This is a genomic window from Ruegeria sp. D6 (assembly GCF_056534365.1).
In genome coordinates this window covers 220,453-236,162 of record NZ_JBQFPH010000005.1, presented here as the reverse complement: position 1 = coordinate 236,162, position 15,710 = coordinate 220,453, and the positions used below count along the sequence as shown (strand labels likewise).

The window sequence follows — 15,710 nt, the reverse complement described above, 5'->3', positions numbered from 1 at the left end:
AGAATGGCGCAATCTTTGACCGCGTTCAGTGAAGTGGTTCACAGGAAGTTAAAAAAGTTTGCGCTTCTTTGCTTAGCGGTAAGGTTTGGGCCGCGGGTATGTGTGTGCCGTCTCTCATGAACATGGCGGGAAATTCGCGCGCCGCACAGTTCACTAGATTAGACAGTGACCAAAACAAATACGCCCACCAAATGGCGGGCGTACAAGATGTACAATTTGTACGAACAGGGCCTCAGCGCCTGTACAACATGAACAAAACGCGTTTAGCGGCGGATGCCCAGCTTTTTGATCAGGTCCTGATAGCGTGCTTCTTCTTTGCCCTTCAGATAGTCCAGCAGCTTACGGCGCTGAGCAACCATCTTCAGAAGACCACGACGACCGTGGTTGTCTTTCTTGTGGGTTTTGAAGTGCTCGGTCAGGGTGTTGATGCGCGAGGTCAGGATAGCAACCTGGACTTCAGGCGAACCAGTGTCGCCGTCCTTGGTTGCGAATTCTTTCATGACGCGTGCTTTATCAGCGGCAGTAATCGACATCGGGGTCTCCTTTAAAGGTTAGAGTTGATGGCGCAGGCCGGGATGTCGTCCAGCACAGGCCCATGGAGAAAACCGCACCGATTCCGATGCGGATGGGCGCGTATAGGCGCATTCACCGCAAATGGCAAAGGGATTCTGCAGGCTCAACTGGTGAAGGCGTACTGCTCCAACTGGGCTTCGGTCACAAACTGAATATCTTCAACAGTCAGACCCTCTGCGCCAAAAAGCTGAGCGACGTCTTCGCCATTGACCCGAACATGGGTCAAGCTGTTGTTTTCACTGTCCTGTTCGATCGTCAATTCCGGTTCTTCCGGGTTGTCCCAGGTGATCAGAAGCTTGTCGTGACCGATCTGGAAATCCATGATTGTCGTGGCTTCCTGCTCGGGGTCGGACTGCACAACGATCTCGTCCTCGCCCTCTCCACCTGTGACCACATCGCCGTCTTCGGCAAGAATGACGTCGTCCCCAGAGCCCCCGTTCAGGAAGTCGCGCGCAGGCTCGTCCGGGTCATCTTCTCCGGACAAGATGTCATCACCATCTCCGCCAAACAGGGCGTCTTCACCGGCACCCCCAACAAGGTAGTCGTCGCCATCTCCGCCTTGTAGCGCGTCGTCGCCGTTATCGCCGCTTAACGTGTCATTGCCCTGACCACCAAAAAGCCGGTCATTCCCATCACCGCCGCTCAGATCATCTGTTCCGAAATGACCATACAGGTCGTCATTTCCTGACATTCCGTCCAGCGCGTCGTCACCATATTCACCATGGAGCACATCATTCCCGAGGTTGCCAAACAGGACGTCCCCGCCACCACCGCCATACAACACGTCGTTGCCGGCGCCGCCGTCGATCCAGTCGTCCTCGCCATATCCGTTGATCTGATCGTTGCCTTCCTGCCCGGTCACAACATCCGCATCCTCATCGCCCGCAATGACCAGATCGCCCTCATACTCAGACACAATCTCGCCAGTGTCAGAGTCGGTTTCCTCGGCAGAGCTGGGCTCGTCGACATTCTCGTCCGCGTCAAGCAAATTGCCTTCCGACAGGTCGTCGTCGACCGTTTCCTCGATGCGATCGTCTTCATCCTCGTTGTCGCCTTTGTCTTCTGGCACAAGTACGTCGCTGATTGCGTAGGCCGCACCACCCATGGCGGCCATTCCGAATAATCCGATCAGAAACATATCTACCCTCCGCAAGCACAATGGCTCCGAGTGTAAAACATCTCATGCAAACAATGGCTTGGTCAAAGCGAAGCTGAGAGCGTGGTTAATCCTTTATCACCAGGGTTCGGGCTGCTGAGTGTACGCAATGTAGAGAGGATGCTTCGGATGCCCGTCCTTGGTCAGCCCAAGGTGGAACAAGGGCTGGCCCGTGCCGCGCAGCAAGTCCTCAACTGCGGGGCCGCGTTCCAGATGTGCGCCATGGGTGCCCCAGGCGGCGATGACCTGATCCGCCCATTCCACGCCGTCCAGGATGGCTGCGTCATTCTCAGGCCCCACCGGATCTGCAGATGCACGCATCTTGCGCGGATCAGTGTCGCGCCAGGCAAAGATATTGGTGACCTGAAAAGCTCCGAAACCCAGTGTGCGTGCGCGACGCTCGCAACGTTCCACCGTGGGGTCGTTCTGCACCTCGGTCGCCGTCGACGGATTCAGCATCACAAACAACGCCTTGCGGCCCCCCGGGTTCCAGATACGGGTCAGGCTATAGCGGTATTTTTCGCAATCGGAGTAGATAGCAGTCGAGGGCGCGTCGCCCTTGGTATGAGAACGGGTGATCATGCAGTCGGGTTTGGCTGGAATTAGGCCCGTTTACAAGGGGCGATGTCCTGATCCTTAACTTGTGCTATACCTGCCTTCATTTGAACGGCTTATTCTGGGGGAAGACATGACATTCGAGACATTGGATCCGGCGGATTGGGAGCAGACCCGCAAATTAGCACATGAGATGTTGGATATGGCGTTGGATCATACGCGTGATGTGCGTGATAGGTCGATTTGGAAAGATATGCCGACTGCGATACGCAACGGGTTCGAAACGCCTGCACCTCAGCAGGGTATGCCGTTGGGTGATTTGATGGATGATGTCCAGTCTCAGGTCATGCAGTATCCAATGGGCAATATTCATCCCCGGTTTTGGGGCTGGTATATGGGCGCGAGCAATTTCACAGGCGCGATGGCAGATTTTCTGGCTGCGGTTCAGGGTTCGAACCTTGGGGGTGGGAATCATGCGGCAGCCCTGATCGACCGACAAGTCGTCGACTGGCTACGCGAGATGATCGGTCTGCCGGAGGGGGCCAGTGGGACATTGGTCAGCGGCGGCAGCGTGGCAAACTTGATCGGGCTGACGGTGGCCCGCAACGTCAAATCCGGGATCGACATGCGCGAAGAGGGCATCGCCGCCATGGATAAGCCGATGCGGTATTACGGATCGGATCAGATGCACAGTTGTCACCAAAAGTCGCTCGAAACACTGGGTCTGGGCAACAAGGCGCTGCGGCGTGTTCCTACGCAAGACGATTTGACGATGGATCTTGAAGCGCTTGCCGGCATGGTCGCGCAGGATCGCGCAGACGGCCTTAACCCCGCTTGTGTGATTGCCACCGCCGGAACCGTGAACACAGGCGCCATAGACGACTTGTCGGCGATTGCCGATTTCTGCCGCGAGGAAGGCCTGTGGTTTCATGTTGACGGCTGTATCGGTGCGTTAATTGCAATCGCCCATGATAACAGTTGGCGCGTGTCCGGCATCGAAAGCGCGGATTCCGTCGCGCTCGACCCACACAAATGGTTACATGCGCCTTTCGAAGTGGGTTGCGCGTTGGTGCGAAGCCATGATGCCCACCACGCGACATTTACTCTGACCCCGGAATACCTGGAACCGCAATCCCGAGGCGTCGCCGGGGCGGCGTTTTTGCACGATTACGGCATTCAGACTTCGCGTGGGTTTCGAGCGCTCAAGGTCTGGATGTCCTTGAAGGAGCACGGCGTTCAGAAATTCGGCAGGCTCATTGATCAGGATATCGAAAAGGCGCGTTATCTGACTTCGCTGATCGAGGCAGAGGATGACCTCACCTTGATGTTCCCCACCAACATAAACATCGTTTGTTTCCGCTATGACCCGGGCGGTCTCAGCCCCGAAACTCTGCGTGCGATTAACAGCGAAATCATGTTGTGCCTGCAAGAGGAAGGCACAGCGGTTTTATCGGATACAACGGTTCAGGGAGCGCATTGCCTACGGGTGGCGGTCAACAATCACCGCACGCAAAAGCAGGATCTGGATCTACTGGTGTCCGAGATACTTCGACTGGGTCACAAATTGCGTATCGCCGCCTGAACAGTCATCAGTTGGCGGCAAAGACGCGGCTTGGGTGCAATTCGCCCGACTTGTAAATTCCTACGGCCACGGCCTTGCCATCCAGCGAGGCCCAGGCCTCGTCGCCGTATTCCACGTCAGAGGCCAGCACCATGCCCGGATTGCCATTCCGCAGACGGGTGGCTCCTTCAGAGGTGCATTTCAGCTCGGGCAGGTCCGACAGGCCGGTTTCCAGCGGATGCAGATAATCATCCAATGCGGTGGTTTTGGCCATTTCGTCGATCTGTTCGATGGTCAGGCCATCCTCGGCCTCAAACGGGCCGGACCAGATGCGGCGCAGTTTTTTCACGTGCCCGTGGCAGCCGAGCGCCTCACCCAGATCACGCGCAATGGAACGGACATAGCCACCTTTGCCACAGGTCATCTCTAGCACGACGTGGTCTTCGTCGGGGCGGTCGATCAGCACCAGTTCCTCTACCCAAAGAGGGCGGGCGGTCAGCTCTACATCCTCGCCATCTCGGGCCAGCTTATAGGCGCGTTGACCGTCGATTTTCACGGCCGAGAACTTGGGCGGCACCTGTTTGATATCGCCCAGAAACGGGCCGAGCGCTTGTTTGATATCCTCATCCGAGGGGCGCGCAATGCTCTCAGCGATGACTTCACCCTCAGCATCATCGGTGTTGGTGGCCTGCCCCAGCCGCACGGTGAAGGTGTAGGCCTTCAGCGCATCGGTGATGTAGGGGACGGTCTTGGTTGCCTCACCCAGCGCAACGGCCAAAACGCCGGTTGCCTCTGGGTCCAGCGTGCCCGCATGGCCCGCTTTCTTGGCGTCCATCGCCCAACGCACCTTGTTGACCACCGCGGTCGAAGTCATGCCAGCGGGCTTATCCACCACCAGCCAACCGGAAATGTCGCGGCCCTTGCGCTTGCGTCCCATTCTACACCTTGAGTCTTGCTGAGGCGCGCGAGTTAGCGGATCGTTTCGATGCTGTCAATTTGCCGGAACGTCCTCGACGACACCCACGATGGGTCCCAGCGAAAACCCGATATCCGACCGATTGCTGGCGCGATCATACATGCGGGAAATGTTGCCATCTAGAAACAGCGCATTCGGTGTTTTCAATACATCGCGGAATAGGCTGCCGAATTCGTGGAAAGTGACGTAATCGTCCGAGATCGCAAACACCGTACGCGTGCCATCGGCGCTGGTGCCCACCCCGTTTCGGGTGTAGCGCGAGGTTGAATCCGGCAGAAAGCGAGGGTGTAACTCTCCGTTGATCACTAGCATGGGGCCCGATTGTGTCGCAAAGCGGCACTGCGGCGCCTGATCGACGAAATCCAAAGTCTCGAACACATCGGCACGGTTTTCACGGATGCAGAACACACCGTTGGGCAGCAGGCCGAAATTGCCGGGTCCGGCATTCGGTATCACGCGCATCTGCTCTTGCCCCTCTTCGACATAGTGGCCGACGGGCGAGCGGTCGTCATGGTACATGCCCGCATTCATCGCAAAGACGAGCCTTTTCCCCTGAGGCTCCAACGCCTCATTCACCGAAGAGAAATGACCCAGCAGATCGCCATTTTCATCGTTCAGAAACAGGCGCAAATCTTCCGAGGAATCTACCTCGCAAACCGTATATCGCTTATCCTCATGAGTCAGCTTCTCGCAAGTGACTGCAGAGACTTGCGCGGCCCAGAGGACAGCACACAGCATGACAAGGGTACGAATCACTCGTCCAGATCGCGGCGTACCGCGTCCTGATTAAACATACGGCGGGTGTCGTCCAGTCGATCAAACGTGTCGTCCAAACGGAACCGCAGGTCGGGCGAGAATTTCAGGCCCACCTTCTTGCCCACTGCGCGCCGAAGCTCACCCTTGTTTCGAGCGAGCAGTTCGATCACGTCCTCCTGCCCCTTGCCGCCCAAGGGCAGCACATAGGCGGTGGCGATCTTCAGATCGGGCGAGGTGCGCACCTCACCCACGGTGATCGACATGCGGTTCAGGTCGGGGTCGTGGACATCTCCGCGCGCCAGAACCTCGGACAGGGTGCGGCGGATCAGTTCGCCGACGCGCAGCTGTCGTTGGGAAGGGCCGGGGCCATCGTGGAATTTGTTCTTTGCCATGCCCCCCGATCTAAGCGCAAAGCCGGGCTTTGCCAAGCGGGCGCGAACCGGGTAGGAGGCTTTGAGCCGACTTTAGAAAGGACCAGCGCAATGACCCATATTCCGGGGATCGTCATCACAGGGGCTTCGGGCCGTATGGGGCAGATGCTGATCAAGACCGTGTCTGAGAGCGATCAGGTGCGTCTGGTTGGTGTGGTCGAGCGTAAGGGCCATGACTGGATCGGTCAGGATGTAGGTCAGGTGATGGGCGGGCAGGCGCTCGGTGTTACCGTTACTGACGATCCGCTGGAGGCATTTGCACAGGCGCAGGCCGTCATCGACTTTACTGCGCCCGAAGCGACACTGGAATTTGCCGCACTGGCCGCGCAGGCGCGGTGCGTTCACGTAATTGGCACTACCGGCATGAATAACGAACAGATCGCCGCGCTGGAACCTGCCGCGCGCCATGCTGTGATTGTGCGGGCCGGGAATATGAGCCTTGGGGTCAATCTGTTGGTGCAGCTCACCAAAAAGGTTGCCGCCGCGCTGGATGAGGATTTCGATATCGAGGTCATTGAGGGGCATCACCATCACAAGGTCGATGCGCCTTCAGGCACAGCTTTGATGCTGGGCGAAGCCGCCGCCGAGGGGCGCGGTGTCAAGTTGTCGGATGTGGCCGATCGGGGCCGCGACGGTATTACCGGTGCGCGCAAACGCGGCGACATCGGCTTCCACGCCATTCGTGGCGGAGACATTGTCGGCGAACACGATGTCCTGTTCGCGGCACCCGGTGAGCGTATCGTGTTGCGCCATCTGGCTACTGACCGTGCGATCTTTGCTCGTGGGGCGCTCAAAGCCGCGTTGTGGGGTCAAGGCAAGGCGCCGGGCCAGTATGACATGGTGGATGTTCTGGGGCTGTAGGCTTCAGGATCAAGAGCCAAGAAAATTCGACGAATTTTCTTGGCTCTATCGATCGGGCGGATGAAAGCTGTCTCAGCTTGCCTGAATGTGCCGGTCGACCATCCGTTGTACCATTGGTGCGAAATGGGCGAAATCCGGGGTCTCCATATCAGCGCGTTTTCCCGCTTCGTCCAGATAACGGACCTGAATGATCTCTTTCAGGTTCGGATTTGCCTCGAACTCGGCTATCTCCTTGGCACTCATCGGACCACCCTGCAGTTCCAGCGTATGGACCGAGGCTTCGGACAGGCGATTGAAATACTCCGGCTTGGTGGCGCAGAGATACCGCTTGGCTGCAACGTGATACCGGCAGCAATCGGTGATGACCGACGGAAAGAACTGCTCCAACACCTCTGCACCTGCATCTTCATGATGCCGGTCCTCGGTATCGTCCGGATGGTAAGTGCCGAATTCTGAAGTAAAATGGCCAATGTCGTGCAACAGCGCACCGACGATGATTTCTTCAGACTGTCCGTTCTGTTCCGCAATCGTGGCACCTTGCAGCATGTGCTGGGCCATGGTGACGGGTTCCCCCAGATATTCCTCACCCCCCCGACGATCGAAGATGTCACCGATAAAGGCCACGATATTGTCCCGGTTTAAGGTCGAGAAATCGGGTTTCATTCCGCCGCCTCTGGTTGTGTCATCTGCATGGCGGCCAGTGTCGAAAGCAGCCCATCCTTGTCAGCATAGCATCCCTGCAACCAGCGAGACCCGGCCCCGGAATAGCCCAGCCGTGCATGCATTACGCGAGTGTTGTCGACGATGAAGCTTTCGCCCGGTTCCAGCTTGAAAGACACGCCCATAGCGGGATCGTCAATGATCTCACCCAGCTGGCGATAGGCTGCATAGTAGGCTTCCATCTTGTCAAAGGGTACATCCACGAACGGCGCAGACGAGCGGTTGTTGAAGCGAATGCCGATCAACTCGCCATCGGGGGAAAGCTCGATCATCGGGCGACGTGACCGCAAACAGACCCCGTCCGAACCTTTATACTCGAACCGTGCCGGATAGCCTGCAAGCAAGGCGAAGCCCTCGGGGTTCAGATCGCGCAGACGCTCAGCCGCGCGGAAACCATCGACAACGATGGAATCGCCGCCTTCGGCCGAATTCTCAAGGCAGTAGAGGATTTGCAGTGTCGGCACCGGGTCGCGATAAGGGTTGTCGGTATGGGCCTGCAACCCCAACCCAGTATAGGCGAGGTTGGTCGGGTTCACCTCGGTCCGAACCTCGAAATAGGGGCCATAATTTGTCTGGCGCACGTAGCCGAATAGATCGGCCACTTTCAGCAGCGATTCCGGCTCGGTCGGGCCACCTGTCAGCTTGGCAAAGCCGTACTCCGCGACGGCGGCCAGCCAGCTGCGCTTGGCCTCAGGGTCGGTGTGCACCCTTTCCCAGTCACCGCTGGGGGCGCTGATACCACGCTCCCATGTGGTGACGCCGGATGCGGTGCGGCCAACTTCTTGCGCCTGTTCGCGGTCATAAACGTGATCGGCTAGCCAATCGGCAGGGAACATCACGGATTTGTTTTCGGGCTGGAACGTAACGCTCAGATCGCCATTTCGGATCTCGGCAGCGCTGATCGAGATATCGGAGGGGATATCGCCGATTGTGATCAGGCGCTGCCCGTTGCCGGGGGCGCGGGTCTCGGGGTCCAGCGCATTGTCGCGCAGCCAAATGGCGTGAAATCTGGCCTGAGTACCATCGGAAAATGCGACGGTGACCATGGAAGGGTCGAAAGTAGCTGAGCGCAGCATGGGGTCTCTCCTATTCGGCGCGGACTTTGCTTGAGGAGATACGCGCTCCGTGGCATTACTACAATTAAACCTTATTGCCACTGAGGGCTGGAAATACTTATGGCTAAGAAGCAGATCGGTTTACCTCCTTTGGACTGGCTGCGCGTGTTCGAAGCCGCCGGGCGATTGGGCGGTTTTTCTGCTGCCGCGCGCGAATTTGGTCTGACGCAGGCGGCAGTCAGTCAACGGATCGGAAATCTTGAGGCATGGCTGGGCAGGTCATTATTTTTGCGCGAGGCGCGGGGCGTGTCGCTGACCATCGAAGGCGAAAGCTATCTCCCATTGGTGCAGGACAGCCTGCAAGCACTGGAACGCAATACCGAGGATCTGTTCGGCAAATCCCCGCGCGAGCTTCGGGTCGCGGGACTTTCGTCGCATATCCACGCGCTGGTTCTGCCAGCCTTGCCCAAGTTCCTTGAGGCGCAGCCCAATGTGCGTGTGATGACAGATTCCATGGCGCGCCGGGCCTCATTGGAGGAAGAGCGTACCTGGCTGCAGATCCGCTATGGCAGAGGTGTCTGGCCTGGACGAAAGGCAAAGCTAATTGCGCCTGAAGTTCTGGCACCGATGGCCGCATCTGGCATCAAGTGGGGTGCGCCGCTGATTGATTTGCGCGGAGAACGCCCCGGTTGGAAGGACTGGGCGCAGGTAGCGGGGGTTGATGAATTACCGGCTGGCCGGATCAGTTTTGACTCGGTAGGTCACGCGATCACGGCCGCGCGTCAGGGCATGGGGATCGCGTTGGGTTCACTACCGTTGGCTTCGGGCAGCTTAAAGACTGGTCAATTACACAGATTGGATATGCCCGAGCTTAGGACAAAGGATGGCTATTGGCTGACATGGCCCGAGGATCGGGCAAGGTCGAAACGGCAAAGGGCGTTGATAGACGACATTCTGCAAGCGCTGCGGGGCGGGGCCTGATCAGAAATCGATAGCGATGCCCTTTTTTTCCCAATCGCCATAGCGGGCCGGATCAGGACCGTCGCGCCCACCCAGTTCCTTGGGCTGCGCCTTGGCTTCCGCTTCGGCCTTTTTGCGACGTTCCTCAGCCTCGGCCAATGCACGCTGAGCGGCGGGGGGCAGGTCTTTGCGCTCGTCACTCATGACATCGGGTTCCTTTCTGTTCAGGGCCTTGATATACGCCCTCGTCCGCCCAAGGCAATGCGGCAAAGGTCACGAGAGGCACTCAGCATCATGTCAAACTCTGCAACCGCCGCGCGGCGCAGTGCAATCTATCTGCTGGATCAGATATTGGGCGAGGGGCGGCTGTTACCTGAATGTCTGGCGGCGGGCGCATTGGATCGTTTGGTACCCGAGGATCGCGCGCGCGCGCAACGGCTAACGATTGAAACCCTACGCGGACTTGAGCGTGCCGACCGGCTGTTGGCCGATCACTTGCGGCAGACACCGGCGCTAACGGTGCATAACGCGCTGCGGCTTGGAACGGTCGAGTTGTGTCAGGGCGAGGCCGCGCATGGCGTGGTCAATTCGATGGTCGAGATCGTGGGACGCTCGCGCAAGCATGGGCGGCTCAAGGGGTTGGTGAATGCAGTCTTGCGCAAGATTGCCGCCGATGGACCGGATGCTTGGCCCAAGATGCGCGTACCCCGTCTGCCCGACTGGCTGCGCGATCCTCTGATCATGGCGTGGGGCGATGACGCAGTAAAGGGTATGGAACAGGCCCATTTCAATGGTGCACCGCTGGACGTGACGCTGAAACCGGGCGCTGAGGCGCCGGGCGGAGAAGCCCTGCCCACCGGCTCAGTCCGTTTGCAGGATGCGGGGCAGGTGTCGGCTTTGCCGGGCTACAAGCGTGGAAACTGGTGGGTTCAGGATGCGGCAGCGGCGCTGCCTGTGCGCGTGCTGGCCCCGAAAGCCGGGGAAAAGGTATTGGACCTTTGCGCCGCGCCCGGTGGCAAGACGTTGCAATTGGCTGTGGTAGCGGCAGAGGTCACGGCGCTGGATATCTCCGAAACACGGTTGGAGCGGGTGCGCGAGAACCTGAAACGGACAGGTTTGAAGGCCAAGGTGATCGCTGGTGATGCGCTGGACCATCAGGGCCAGTATGATGCCATCCTGCTCGACGCGCCGTGTTCGGCCACGGGCACGATTCGCCGCCATCCTGATTTACCCTTCGCCAAGGATGGCTCGGAATTCGGGGGATTGATCGAACTACAGGCCCGGATGCTGGCCCATGCCTGGACCCTACTCAAACCCGGAGGCCGATTGGTATATTGCACCTGTTCCTTGTTGCCGGACGAAGGAGAGGTGCAGATCGAAGAGGCGCTGGATCAATACCCGGATATGCAGATTGACCGTGCGGCGCTTGAGATTGCGGGCGTTGAACCAGACTGGATTACAGAAGAAGGTGGCTTGCGTTTGCGCCCGGATTTCTGGCCGGACAAGGGTGGCATGGACGGGTTCTATATCGCCTGTCTGAACAAATCCGCTTGAGGCGACGCTTTTCGATGACTTGACGCGCGGACCGGTCTATCGTGTGTTCAAGCGCCCGCAGAGCGCAAGGGGCAGAGTCGCAAGCGTCATGTCAGAATCGGACACAATGGCCAATCGCTGGATGCGGTTTCAGAACCGCCTTTACGCGCGCCTGAGCCAAAGGCGGAAGGCGGTTTCGGGATTCGTCAGCCAGCCTGAGCCGCGCACCGTCGGTTCGTTTGCACGCGGGCGACAACTGGTGGCCGGGAATCTCCTTTTCGCTGGATATCTGGTCGAGGCGGATGACACCGATCTCTGGGATGTTGCTGCGCCCAGTCCGGATTTTGATGATGAACGCCACGGTTTCATCTGGCTGGATGATCTGGCAGCCGTCGGCGATATGCGCGCCCGTGAAAAGGCGCAGCGATGGGTCTGGGGCTGGATCACCGCACATGGGCGCGGGAAGGGGCCCGGCTGGGCGCCGGACCTGACCGGGCGCCGGGTGATGCGCTGGATCAACCACGCGCAATTTCTGCTACGCGGCGCTGATGAGGCGCAAAGCAGAGCTTTCTTCCGCTCCTTGGCACAACAAACATGGTTTCTTTCCAAACGCTGGACAGCAGCAACACCAGGATTGCCGAGATTCGAAGCGCTCGCAGGGCTGGTTCAGGCTGGTTTGGCCCTGGAGGGGTTGGAGCAACTGGCTGATCCCGCATTGCGCGCACTGGCCCGGGAATGCGACCGCCAGATCGATGCCGAGGGCGGCATTCTCACCCGCAACCCTGAGGAATTGCTGGAGGTCTTCACTCTGCTGGCCTGGACCTCTGCTGCACTTGGTGAAGTTGGCCGAGGCACGCCTGCCTCTCAGACCGGGGCGATCAAGCGCATTGCACCTACTCTGCGAAATCTGCGTCATGCAGATGGATCTCTGGCCAGATTTCACGGGGGCGGGCGTGGGCTTGAAGGGCGGCTGGATCAGGCACTGGCGCAAAGCGGTGTCAAGCCGCAGCAGCATTCGGACCTGTCAATGGGTTATGCACGATTGGCCGCCTCGAGAACCACGGTTCTGGTGGATGCCAGCGCGCCTCCCAAAGGTGCTGCGTCGTTCAACGCCCACGCATCCTCGCTTGCGTTTGAGCTGACCTCGGGGCGCCGTCCTCTGATCGTGAACTGTGGATCAGGCGGCAGTTTTGGGCAGGAATGGCGCAGGGCAGGGCGCGCGACCCCGTCGCATTCGACCCTATGCGTCGAAGGGTATTCCAGCGCCCGGCTTGCAGAAGGCGCAAATGGGTCGTCGCAGGAAGCATTGGTGGATGGCCCGCAGGATGTGCCCGTGGATTTCGAGGATGCATTCGAAGGCACCCGCTTTATGGTGGGTCATGACGGCTACGCCAAAGTGTTTGGCCTGACCCATGCCCGCACGCTTGAACTGCGCTTTGACGGGCGTGAGCTGGTAGGCGAGGATATTCTGCTGACCGCAACCGACAAAGCCAAACGGCAGTTCGATCGCGCGATGGACGGGGCAGGTCTGCAGGGGATCGCCTTTGACATCCGGTTTCACCTGCATCCTGACGTTGATGCGGCACTTGATCTGGGTGGCGCTGCGGTGTCGATGGCGCTCAAAAGCGGTGAGATATGGGTTTTCCGCCATGATGGCGTTGGAAAGTTGTCAGTTGAACCAAGCGTTTACCTTGAAAAAGGCCGTTTGAAGCCACGCGCGACAAAACAGATCGTTCTATCTGGGCGCGCAATGGAGTATGCGACGCGCATCCGGTGGACGCTCAGCAAGGCTCAGGATACAGCCTATGCCGTGCGGGATACGCACCGGGACGAGCCCGTTTTCGACTGACGCCAAAAGGACCTTTGGACCCATGACCGACCTTCACCCCGTGCGCCGCGCGTTGCTTTCCGTTTCCGACAAAACCGGGCTGATCGAGCTGGGAACGGCGTTGGCCGAACGCGGGGTTGAACTGCTTTCGACCGGCGGTACCGCGAAGGCGCTACGCGATGCGGGGTTGGAGGTGAAAGATGTCAGCGAGATCACCGGCTTCCCCGAGATGATGGATGGCCGGGTCAAAACGCTGCACCCGATGGTCCATGGCGGGCTGCTGGCTCTGCGCGATAATGACACCCATGTCGCCGCGATGAACGAACATGGTATCGGCGCAATCGACCTGCTTGTGGTAAATCTCTACCCATTTGAAGCGACCGTGGCCAAGGGCGCTGCCTATGATGAGTGTATCGAGAACATCGATATCGGCGGCCCAGCCATGATCCGTGCCGCATCGAAGAACCATGCTTTTGTGAACGTGGTTGTGGATGTCGAAGACTACTCGTCGCTGCTGGATCAGCTGGAAGAGAATTACGGTAAGACTTCTCTGGGCTTCCGTCAGTGGTTGGCGCAAAAGGCCTATGCCCGCACTGCCGCTTATGACACAGCCGTGTCCAACTGGATGGCCGATGCGCTGGAGCTTGAGGCGCCCAAACGCCGCGCCTTTGCCGGTGAGCTGAAACAGACCTTACGATATGGCGAGAATAGCCACCAGTCGGCAGCGTTCTATGTAGATGGCTCGGGTCGTCCGGGCGTGGCGACGGCGGTACAGCATCAGGGCAAGGAACTGAGCTATAACAACATCAACGATACCGATGCCGCCTTTGAGTTGGTCGCTGAGTTCGACCCGGTCGAAGGGGCAGCTTGTGCGATTATCAAGCATGCCAATCCGTGTGGTGTAGCGAAAGGTGCGACGCTGCTTGAGGCCTATAAAGCCGCGTTCGACTGCGACAGGACTTCGGCATTCGGCGGTATCGTGGCGTTGAATCAATCGCTGGACGCGGAAACCGCGCAGGAGATCACGGGGATTTTCACCGAGGTTGTGATCGCTCCGGGGGCGTCAGACGAGGCCAAGGCGATCTTCGCCGCCAAGAAGAACCTGCGCCTGCTGACGACCGAAGCTCTACCGGATGTGACCGCCGGTGGTAAAACTGTGCGACAGGTGGCAGGTGGCCTGCTGGTGCAGGACAAGGATAACGGCTTTGTTGGTATGGATGACTTGAAGGTGGTCACCAAAAAAGCGCCATCTGAGGAGCAGATGCGCGACCTGCTGTTCGCGTGGAAAGTGGCGAAACATGTCAAATCCAACGCCATCGTCTATGTCAAAGACGGCGCGACCGTGGGTGTCGGCGCGGGGCAGATGAGCCGCGTTGACTCGGCACTGATCGCGGCAAAGAAAGCCGAGCGTATGGCTGATGCGCTGGGCTTGCCCCAGCCGCTGACCATCGGTTCGGCCGTAGCTTCTGATGCATTCTTCCCCTTCCCCGATGGGCTTATGGAGGCCGCTGAGGCAGGCGCAACATGCGTTATTCAGCCCGGCGGTTCGATGCGTGATGATGAAGTGATCGCGGCGGCGGATGAGGCCGGTCTGGCCATGGTCTTCACCGGCATGCGGCATTTCCGTCACTGATGCGCGGTTCGTTCATCCTATGGGCCGGATTGGCGGCGTTTTTGATCGACCAGATTAGTAAGTATCTGGTCGTCCACGTAATGCGCGTGGCGCAGGGCGATATCGACGTGCTGCCACCGCTTCTGGTTTTCAGATACGGCGAGAATCGCGGCATCAATTTTGGCCTGTTTCAGGGCGACGGTGACGCCGCCCGCTGGGTGCTGATCGGGGTTTCCGTGGCGATCTGCCTGGGCGTCCTGATCTGGCTGGGCCGCATCGCTCCTACGAAGCTTCAACAATTCTGCGGCGGTCTCCTGATCGGCGGTGCGCTGGGAAATGTCGTGGACCGGGTGCTTTACGGCTATGTTCTCGACTTTTTGAACATGTCCTGCTGCGGGATCAGCAACCCTTTTGTGTTCAATCTGGCGGATGTGTTCATATTTGCGGGAGCTTTGGGATTGGTCCTGTTCGATGGCAAAAAGCCCTCGTGACCTGCCGGACGATATGCGATAAAAGCGCCTGAAACTGGCTGGAGACACTGATGCGTATGCCACGCGCCATTCTTGTTCTGACACTCGCCGTTGTCGTTGCGGGCTGTTCCGATATTGGTTTGCGCAATCTTGATCCGCCCGGAGCGGGGCCGGATGAATTTTCGGTATTGCCCGTCAAGCCGCTGACCCAGCCCAAGGACTACGCCTTTCTTCCAGCGCCGACTCCCGGCGGTGCAAACCTGACCGATCCTAACCCCAAAGCGGATGCCGTTGTGGCGCTGGGTGGTAGTGAGGCAGCGCTGAACCCGAATACCTCAATACCGGCCAGCGATGCGGCGCTTGTGACGGCCTCAAGCAGATATGGCGTTCCTGCCAATACGCGTCAGGTAACGGCCGAAGAGGATGCGGCTTTCCGCAAAAATCGCGGTCGCTGGACCCGCCTGCGCCTGTTCCCGGTTGATCGGTACTCGCAGGTCTATGAACGCCAGTCAATCGATGCGAACGCGACCAATGAAGCGGCGCGTCGTCGTGGGATCGAAACGCCGTCGGCCCCGCCGCTCGAATGAATTCTTCTTAACTTTCCGTCATTGGCCTTGAACCCCGGCGGCACCACCGTAGTTTGAATATCAGAAATGAAACGGA

At 58.8% G+C, this 15,710-nt stretch carries 17 protein-coding genes; 8 read left to right on the top strand and 9 right to left on the bottom strand.

The genetic code is table 11. From position 1 onward, the window contains the following. Window positions 1–263: 263 nt before the first annotated feature. The 3 genes from rpsO to ACR0A1_RS17175 form a co-directional block, all read right to left on the bottom strand. Window positions 264–533: a 30S ribosomal protein S15 gene (rpsO, locus tag ACR0A1_RS17185; protein ID WP_050605082.1), complete on the bottom strand. Its 270-nt coding sequence runs from the start codon at window positions 531–533 to the stop codon at window positions 264–266. A gap of 143 nt (window positions 534–676) precedes the next feature. Continuing rightward, on the bottom strand, window positions 677–1,711 hold the full coding sequence (locus ACR0A1_RS17180; protein WP_480868521.1) for a calcium-binding protein: 1,035 nt from the start codon (window positions 1,709–1,711) through the stop codon (window positions 677–679). A 96-nt stretch (window positions 1,712–1,807) separates the two neighbouring features. Next, window positions 1,808–2,311 carry a DUF1643 domain-containing protein gene (locus tag ACR0A1_RS17175; protein ID WP_170819207.1) on the bottom strand — a complete coding sequence of 168 codons (504 nt, stop codon included), beginning with the start codon at window positions 2,309–2,311 and terminating at the stop codon, window positions 1,808–1,810. 106 nt (window positions 2,312–2,417) lie between these two features. On the opposite strand from ACR0A1_RS17175, the gene ACR0A1_RS17170 reads away from it, so the two are divergent. Beyond that, the gene (locus ACR0A1_RS17170) at window positions 2,418–3,866 is read left to right on the top strand and encodes a pyridoxal phosphate-dependent decarboxylase family protein (RefSeq protein ID WP_480868519.1); all 1,449 of its coding nucleotides are present in this window, start codon (window positions 2,418–2,420) and stop codon (window positions 3,864–3,866) included. Between the two features lie 7 nt (window positions 3,867–3,873). On the opposite strand, the gene truB is transcribed toward ACR0A1_RS17170, so the two are convergent. Genes truB through rbfA form a run of 3 tightly spaced genes read right to left on the bottom strand, consistent with a single transcriptional unit; the run spans window position 3,874 to window position 5,969 of the window. After that, entirely contained in the window at window positions 3,874–4,782 is a 909-nt protein-coding gene (gene truB / locus ACR0A1_RS17165; protein WP_170426161.1) for a tRNA pseudouridine(55) synthase TruB, read from the bottom strand. A gap of 54 nt (window positions 4,783–4,836) precedes the next feature. Further along, window positions 4,837–5,577 (bottom strand): phosphodiester glycosidase family protein, encoded by a 741-nt coding sequence (locus tag ACR0A1_RS17160; protein WP_480868517.1) that lies wholly within the window; start codon window positions 5,575–5,577, stop codon window positions 4,837–4,839. After that, entirely contained in the window at window positions 5,574–5,969 is a 396-nt protein-coding gene (rbfA, locus tag ACR0A1_RS17155; RefSeq protein WP_170408494.1) for a 30S ribosome-binding factor RbfA, read from the bottom strand. The genes ACR0A1_RS17160 and rbfA overlap by 4 nt, the downstream gene beginning before the upstream one ends. 90 nt (window positions 5,970–6,059) lie before the next feature. On the opposite strand from rbfA, the gene dapB reads away from it, so the two are divergent. Further along, a complete protein-coding gene (gene dapB / locus ACR0A1_RS17150; RefSeq protein WP_480868516.1) occupies window positions 6,060–6,869 on the top strand; it encodes a 4-hydroxy-tetrahydrodipicolinate reductase in 810 nt (269 codons plus the stop codon). 72 nt (window positions 6,870–6,941) lie between these two features. On the opposite strand, the gene tmpB is transcribed toward dapB, so the two are convergent. Together tmpB and tmpA are read right to left on the bottom strand one after the other, a co-directional pair. Next, window positions 6,942–7,532 (bottom strand): (R)-1-hydroxy-2-trimethylaminoethylphosphonate oxygenase, encoded by a 591-nt coding sequence (tmpB, locus tag ACR0A1_RS17145; protein WP_480868514.1) that lies wholly within the window; start codon window positions 7,530–7,532, stop codon window positions 6,942–6,944. After that, window positions 7,529–8,665: a 2-trimethylaminoethylphosphonate dioxygenase gene (tmpA, locus tag ACR0A1_RS17140; RefSeq protein ID WP_480868512.1), complete on the bottom strand. Its 1,137-nt coding sequence runs from the start codon at window positions 8,663–8,665 to the stop codon at window positions 7,529–7,531. Before tmpA ends, tmpB begins: the two co-directional genes overlap by 4 nt. Before the next feature lie 99 nt (window positions 8,666–8,764). On the opposite strand from tmpA, the gene ACR0A1_RS17135 reads away from it, so the two are divergent. Next, on the top strand, window positions 8,765–9,625 hold the full coding sequence (locus ACR0A1_RS17135) for a LysR family transcriptional regulator (RefSeq protein WP_480868510.1): 861 nt from the start codon (window positions 8,765–8,767) through the stop codon (window positions 9,623–9,625). On the opposite strand, the gene ACR0A1_RS17130 is transcribed toward ACR0A1_RS17135, so the two are convergent. Continuing rightward, window positions 9,626–9,808 carry a DUF1674 domain-containing protein gene (locus tag ACR0A1_RS17130; protein WP_170394659.1) on the bottom strand — a complete coding sequence of 61 codons (183 nt, stop codon included), beginning with the start codon at window positions 9,806–9,808 and terminating at the stop codon, window positions 9,626–9,628. A 90-nt stretch (window positions 9,809–9,898) separates the two neighbouring features. Here ACR0A1_RS17130 and ACR0A1_RS17125 point away from each other — a divergent pair, with 90 nt between their 5' ends. The 5 genes from ACR0A1_RS17125 (at window position 9,899) to ACR0A1_RS17105 (ending at window position 15,634) form a co-directional block, all read left to right on the top strand. Continuing rightward, window positions 9,899–11,158, top strand: a complete 1,260-nt coding sequence (locus tag ACR0A1_RS17125; protein ID WP_480868508.1) for an RsmB/NOP family class I SAM-dependent RNA methyltransferase — start codon at window positions 9,899–9,901, stop codon at window positions 11,156–11,158. Between the two features lie 88 nt (window positions 11,159–11,246). Beyond that, a complete protein-coding gene (locus ACR0A1_RS17120) occupies window positions 11,247–12,986 on the top strand; it encodes a heparinase II/III domain-containing protein (RefSeq protein ID WP_170566965.1) in 1,740 nt (579 codons plus the stop codon). Between the two features lie 22 nt (window positions 12,987–13,008). Then, entirely contained in the window at window positions 13,009–14,598 is a 1,590-nt protein-coding gene (purH, locus tag ACR0A1_RS17115) for a bifunctional phosphoribosylaminoimidazolecarboxamide formyltransferase/IMP cyclohydrolase (protein WP_480868506.1), read from the top strand. Then, window positions 14,598–15,068, top strand: a complete 471-nt coding sequence (gene lspA / locus ACR0A1_RS17110; RefSeq protein ID WP_170394647.1) for a signal peptidase II — start codon at window positions 14,598–14,600, stop codon at window positions 15,066–15,068. The genes purH and lspA overlap by 1 nt, the downstream gene beginning before the upstream one ends. 50 nt (window positions 15,069–15,118) lie before the next feature. After that, window positions 15,119–15,634: a DUF3035 domain-containing protein gene (locus ACR0A1_RS17105; protein ID WP_170408488.1), complete on the top strand. Its 516-nt coding sequence runs from the start codon at window positions 15,119–15,121 to the stop codon at window positions 15,632–15,634. Window positions 15,635–15,710 lie beyond the last annotated feature (76 nt).